Genomic DNA, 6560 nt, shown 5'->3' with positions numbered 1-6560 from the left:
AGTTGCTACAAGATATGAGAAATTAGCCGTCAGTTTCTTAGCGATGCTGAAGCTGGCTTTTATTAGGTTTTACCTGAAAAAGTATTCATCAGACACACCCTAGTTGAAAGCAGGTTACATAGTAACACATACTATTAATATAGAGAAATTACTTTCCTGTTCAGTTAGGAGGTGAATCCCTGAAAGCTTTATCAGAAACAGCTTTTACCCGATTAAGCACTTATAGTATAAGCTCAGGTAAGATACAAGGACTATAATAATGCGCTTAAGTGCTGTTTTAATTGATTGACTAATCACTTACAAATAAATCATCAAATTATAACCAGGAGGTAGATGCATAAATCGAGAAGTGCCATAAACCCATTAACCTTTAATAATCTAAACATTTTTTATATTTAATTATGATGAAACATATGTACTTTTACAGGGGCTATTTACTTAATTCCCCTGTTTGTGAGTCGCTGAAGGCATGGAGATTAGCCCCGGTAATGTTGGCTTTTCTTCTGCTACAAAGCGTTTGCAGCTTTGCACAAGCTACGCAGCCTATAAGCGGCCGGGTAGTATCATCGGAAGATAATCAGGGACTGCCAGGCGTAAGTATTGGTGTAAGGGGAACATCTACCGGTGCTATTTCTGATGCTCAGGGACAGTTCCAGTTACAGGCTGCCAGTGATGCTGTTCTTGTGGTATCCTATATTGGTTTCACGACACAGGAAGTTCCTGTTAACGGGCGGTCTAACATAACCATCACTTTAAGACCTGATGAGAAGGTGCTTGAAGAGGTAGTAGTGACGGGTTATGGCGAGCTAAGAGCCAGTGATGTGCCTTCAGCCCAGGCAACTATCACTTCTGAATCCATAGAAAGAACTGTGAACACTACTGTAGAACAGGCTATTCAGGGTCGTGCCCCTGGTGTTTATGTAACCCAAAATACAGGTGCTCCAGGTGGTGGTATTTCAGTAAACATCAGAGGTATTAACTCTATCAACGGATCTAACGAGCCATTATATGTGATAGATGGTGTGCAAATCCAGGGAAGTAACTCTACTTCAGGTGTTAACCCATTGGCTTCTTTGAATCCATCTGATATAGAATCAATGGAAGTTTTGCAAGGCCCTTCTGCCACCGCTATTTACGGTTCACGTGGTACCAATGGTGTGGTTTTAATCACAACAAAAAGAGGTAAATCTGGTGATGTACGCGTTAATTATGCTTTCCTGACCAGTGTGCAGACTCCGCCAAAACCATTAGATGTAATGAACTTGCGGGAATATGCCCAAATGGATAATGAATATAAGGAACTAGCGGGGGGAGCAATACGGGAAGATTTCCTGGATCCTTCTATATTAGGTGCAGGAACAAATTGGCAGCGTGAGTTATTCAGAAACGCCCCAATGAACAAGCACCAGTTGAGTTTGAGCGGTGGAAGCGAGAATACCCGTTTCTATTTATCAGGTGAATACTTAGACCAGCAGGGTGTTGCCATAGGCTCTGGATTTGATCGTGCTTCAGTTAGGTTAAACCTGGATAGCAAAGCTAATAAGTGGCTTACGTTAGGTGCAAACTTTAGCTTTGCCCAAACAAACGAGCAAATTTCTACAACGCAGTGGGATATCATCAATAATGCCATTCAATTATCGCCTGCCATTCCGGTACGAAATTTAGATGGTACTTATGGAGGTGGTCAGCCTAGGTTAAACCCCGATGGTAGTGTTTCTGAGGCAGAACGTTTTACGCCGGCTAACCCAATTGGCTTAGCCAATATTATCACCAATGATATGGTGAGACGCCGGCTTTTAGGTGGCTTAAATGCAACTGTTCATCTTGCCGAAGGCTTAGAATTTCGCACTAATTTCAATGCTGATTACGGTAACGGATTTGGTACTACCTTTTTGCCCACGTATAGCTTTGGGTACCAGCGCAATACTATTGCCCGGTTAGATAATAGAAATGAAACAAGCATTTATTGGAACTGGAACCAATTGTTGCAGTATTCTAAACAATTTGGTAAACATAGCCTAACTGTAATGGCCACCCACGAAGCACAGGCATCCAATTGGCGCAACACCACCCTTGGAAGAAGTGGCTTTAATACAAACGAGATTATAGACATCAATGCGGGTGAACAAAATGCTAACCAAAGAACCGGTGGTGGACAAGGTGATTGGGCAATGGAGTCTTACCTGGGTAGAGTAAACTATAACTTTGGTGACCGTTACATTATACAAGGTGCTATTCGTGCCGATGGTTCTGCCAACTTTGGAACTGATAATAAATGGGGATATTTCCCATCCATATCAGCTGCTTGGCGCGTTTCAGAGGAATCATTTTTCTCTGTTCCGGCTATAAGTGATTTAAGATTACGTTTTGAAACAGGTTTAACAGGAAACCAAGGTGCAGGTGGGAATATTTATGCACGTCTTCAGCAATACCCAACAGAATGGGGATCAGGATTCCTGGCCGCCAATTACCCTAACCCCAATTTCAGGTGGGAAGAAACGCTAACGAATAACGTAGGTATCAACCTTGGTTTATTTGGAAACCGGGTTCAGATAGAAGCTGACTACTATGTTAAAAATACGGACAACGTAATTGTTAGAAGCTCCCTGCCTTGGTACTTGGGATCTACGGGTAATGGTTCTGTTCAGGCTCCTCTTGTAAACTTTGGCGCGCTTCAGAATAAAGGTTGGAGTTTCATGATAAACACAATTAACTTGGATAAAGGTGATTTCAAATGGGAAACAAATATCAACCTTTCCCACTTTAGAGCTGAGGTTACCAAACTTTATACCGAAACTAGTGTAGTTGCCCGCAATGCCCCAGATTGGTATATCCAGCCACTTTGGTCTCAAAGAACAGTGGTAGGTGAATCTCCTTGGTTCTTCTATGGCTACATTGAAGAAGGAATTTTCCAAACAGAAGAAGAAGTACGAAATAGCGCCCGCCCTGCCGATAGCCAGGGACAACCTTTCGAGGTAGGAGAAAATAGTATTTGGGTTGGTGATGTGAAATTCCGTGACCTGAATGGTGATGGTATTATCAACGAGCTGGACCAAACCAAAATTGGTAGCCCATGGCCAACGTTATTTGGTGGTTTCACAAATGATTTCTCTTATAAAGGCTTCAACCTTAGCGTTTTGTTAACCGGAACATACGGGAACGATGTGTACAACTATGTACGATTCCGTAATTCAAATCCTAACAACATTAACGTAGGGCAAAACATGTTTACTGAAGCCAGAAATTATGCTAGAGTGAACGCTGAGGGTGTATTGGAAAACCCTGGCACAACTGTTCCTCGGCTTTCTGGTGCTGATGTGAACAAGAACTTTGCCCGCCACACCACTAAGTATGTAGAAGATGGGTCTTTTGTAAGAGTTAAGAATATTTCTTTGAACTATACTATACCTACTTCACTTATATCAAAACAGAATATTGTAAAGGCTGCTAGAGTGGGAGTTAGTGCTCAAAACCTGTACACCTTCACAAAATATACAGGATACGACCCCGAAGTAGGATCTTATGTAGGGCCTAACGTTGGAAATGATAACGCACCGATTGGGGTTGATACCGGCCGCTATCCTATTACTCCTATCTATTCCTTCAACCTCGGAATTGATTTTTAATTTTAAACTGATAACGCAATATGAATAAAAGATATATTTTAGCCGGGGCCTTTGCCGCCATGGCTATATTTTCCGGTTGTGAAAAAGAATTTTTGGAGAGGCCACCATTAGATACGCTAACTGAAGGTGCTTTTTTCAAAACAGATGCTCAGGTTTTAGCCGCCACTGCCCCCCTTTATAATGTAGCCTGGAAAGATTATCATGACCAAGCATCTTATTTTATAGGCGACATTCGTGGAGGTACCCTGTTTTACCCTTGGGAAGGGCCGGCAGAACGTCGTGACAATGTGTTCTTTAGAGCTACTGGCGTTTCCAGATCAACCCTATGGGCATACCAGGCCTGCTATAATGTTATAGCACAGTCTAACATGGCTATCTATAACATTAATAGGTTAGCAGGACCAGAAGTAACTGAGGCAGTTAAAAAACAGGCCATTGGAGAAGCGCGATTTATGCGTGCAACTGCCTATAGCATATTGGTAACTACTTTTGGTGAAGTTCCTATTATAACAGACAACGTTGCGGATTTAGATAACCCGGATAAGGTGCGGAATACTGTTCCGAGTATATGGGAGTTTATCACTCGCGATTATCTGTTTGCAGCAGAAAACTTGCCTGTTACTTCTACGCAACCCGGAAGAGTAACCCAATGGTCGGCAGAAGGTATGTTGGCCCGTACGTACCTTACCCGGGCTGGCGTTGGTGCTACAGGACAACGGAACCAGGAGTTCTTAGACAAGGCTAAAGAATATGCCCAGCGGGTAATTACCATGAGCGGTAAGTCCCTGATTAGACCTTACGAGAATCTTTTCAAATATCCTTACGATAATAACGCAGAGTCTTTATTTGAAAACCAATGGGTTTTTGGGGATAATTACGCAGCAGCTAACACCATGGCCTCTCAAATTTACCCTATGGGCGAAATAGCGGTGAATAATGACGGTTGGGGTGGTAATTATAGTGCTACCTGGTGGATGATGAGCTTGTATGAAGGCTTGATCACAAACCAGGATGATAACGATCCGTCTAATGATGGAGAGATGAACGGTTTTACCATGGACCAACGGTTAAAATCTACCTGGATGCTGCCTGGTTTTACATATCCGGAAATAACCAATAAAGTAACAAATGAAAAATTAACCTGGCCTGCTCCCGGCACGGGAGCTACCAACAACTTCGCTGTTATTAAAAAGTATGTGGTTGGTAACGATTTGGATTTAGGTGGACAGGCCGCTCAACAGAGATACCCGCACAATACTTACATGATGCGGTTAGCAGAAATGTATCTGACTTATGTTGATGCTGCTGTCGGAAATGACGGATCAACCTCTGATCCGCTTGCAGTTCAATATTTTAATACAATACGTGAACGCGCTGGTTTGCGACCTGTTGAGGCACCAATCCAGATGAATAGTAGCTATCCAGAAGGTGGAGAAGACCAGGTGTTTGAAGAATGGGTAAAGGAATTTGCCATGGAAAATTTAACCTGGTATGCCTTGGCTAGAATGCATTACTATAACCCACAAAAAGCTTACAATATAATCAATAACCAGGATCGGGCCCTTTTCTTAGTTGAGCCGGACCGTTTCCCTAACCCAACCGGTTGGACATTCACCAAAACGGATTGGGTAACTGAACGGACTCCAGATGTTGGACCTGGTAATTTCTTTATGCCTTTACCAGCAGTGGAACTTAGCCAGTCGCCTAGCTTAAGCGAACCAGCCGTTGATTATGATTTTGGAGGTTAGAAATTTTAATTTTAGAAAATTTATGAGAAGTTCAATAAAACACTTCCTGTTCTTGTTAGTAGCTCTGGTAGTAACAGGAACTTTCACCAGCTGTTCGGATGATGATGTTCTTCCGAACGGCGGCACCCCCATGATTGACTATGTCCGGGTTACTCGCCCGGAAGCATCAGATTCCCTTATTACAACAGCTGGGCAGGGACAAATGATTGCCATTATAGGTCAGAACCTGCAAGATGCTCGTGAATTATGGATAAATGACAGACAAGCCACGCTTCAGTCTACATTCATTACGAATACCTCTATCATTACCCGGGTTCCTTCAGACATTCCGACTGACATCACAAACAAAATGCGAATTGTGTTCTCTAACGGCCAGACATTAGAGCATGACTTTGTAGTAGACATTAGTGAGCCAAGACCTACTTATATGGAAAGTGAGTATGTAAGTGTGGGTGGAATTGCTACTATCAGAGGCAACTACTTCTATGACCCGATTCAGGTTTTCTTTACCGGAGCCGATGGAGCTAGAGTAGAAGGAGAAGTTGTTGAATCAATGCCGAATGAAATACAGGTAAGAGTGCCTGAAGGTGCTGAACCAGGACCCCTCACAATAAAGTCTAATTTTGGTGAAACTGAATCAGATTTCTGGTTCCGCGATAACCGGAATATCATTGCTGATTTTGATGATACTGATTTTTCGGGCTGGTGGCACGGGCCAAACTTCATATCTGGTGGGTCTGATGCCATTCAACCCATTAGCGGCAAATTTTTAAGAATCGATAAAGTTGATACTGGAGGTTGGTTCGAAGCTTGGGTAGGCGAAGGAACAGTAAAGCAAAAAACCAAAAATATTCCGGCAGATGCTTTTGCCAATCCTGGCGAGTATGTCCTAAAATTTGAGATGAATACTGTAGCGCCATTGGTCTATAATGGAATCAGAATGCACTTTGGTACAGGTGGCCCAGGAGGAAGAGATCAAGCCACTTATACTTGGAACGCTAACATCGATACCCAAAACGAATGGCAAACTGTAAGTATTCCATTTAAGGAAATTTATGAGGCTAATAACAAGAACGGGAACACGTTCACCTATAATGAAAATGGCTATGCAGTTTCATTCCATTTTGTAGGACCTGGCACTACGGCGCGATTCGGGATGGATAATTTACGTGTAGTACCAAGATAG

At 42.7% G+C, this 6560-nt stretch carries 3 protein-coding genes; all 3 read left to right on the top strand.

Going from position 1 to position 6560, the window contains the following annotated elements; genetic code table 11:
• The first annotated feature begins 401 nt into the window (after positions 1–401).
• From ACYVB1_RS08420 to ACYVB1_RS08410, 3 genes are read left to right on the top strand one after another with little or no spacing between them, the layout of a single operon-like run.
• Complete coding sequence (locus ACYVB1_RS08420; protein WP_460922743.1) at positions 402–3626, top strand: SusC/RagA family TonB-linked outer membrane protein; 3225 nt, start codon at positions 402–404, stop codon at positions 3624–3626.
• A 20-nt stretch (positions 3627–3646) separates the two neighbouring features.
• Positions 3647–5374, top strand: coding sequence for a RagB/SusD family nutrient uptake outer membrane protein (locus ACYVB1_RS08415; protein ID WP_460922740.1), 1728 nt, complete (start codon positions 3647–3649; stop codon positions 5372–5374).
• Positions 5358–6560 (top strand): glycan-binding surface protein, encoded by a 1203-nt coding sequence (locus ACYVB1_RS08410; RefSeq protein ID WP_460922737.1) that lies wholly within the window; start codon positions 5358–5360, stop codon positions 6558–6560. Before ACYVB1_RS08415 ends, ACYVB1_RS08410 begins: the two co-directional genes overlap by 17 nt.

Source organism: Pontibacter brevis (genome assembly GCF_054779655.1).
Note: the sequence above shows the minus strand (reverse complement) of the source record. Positions and strands in the feature narration are given on the sequence as shown.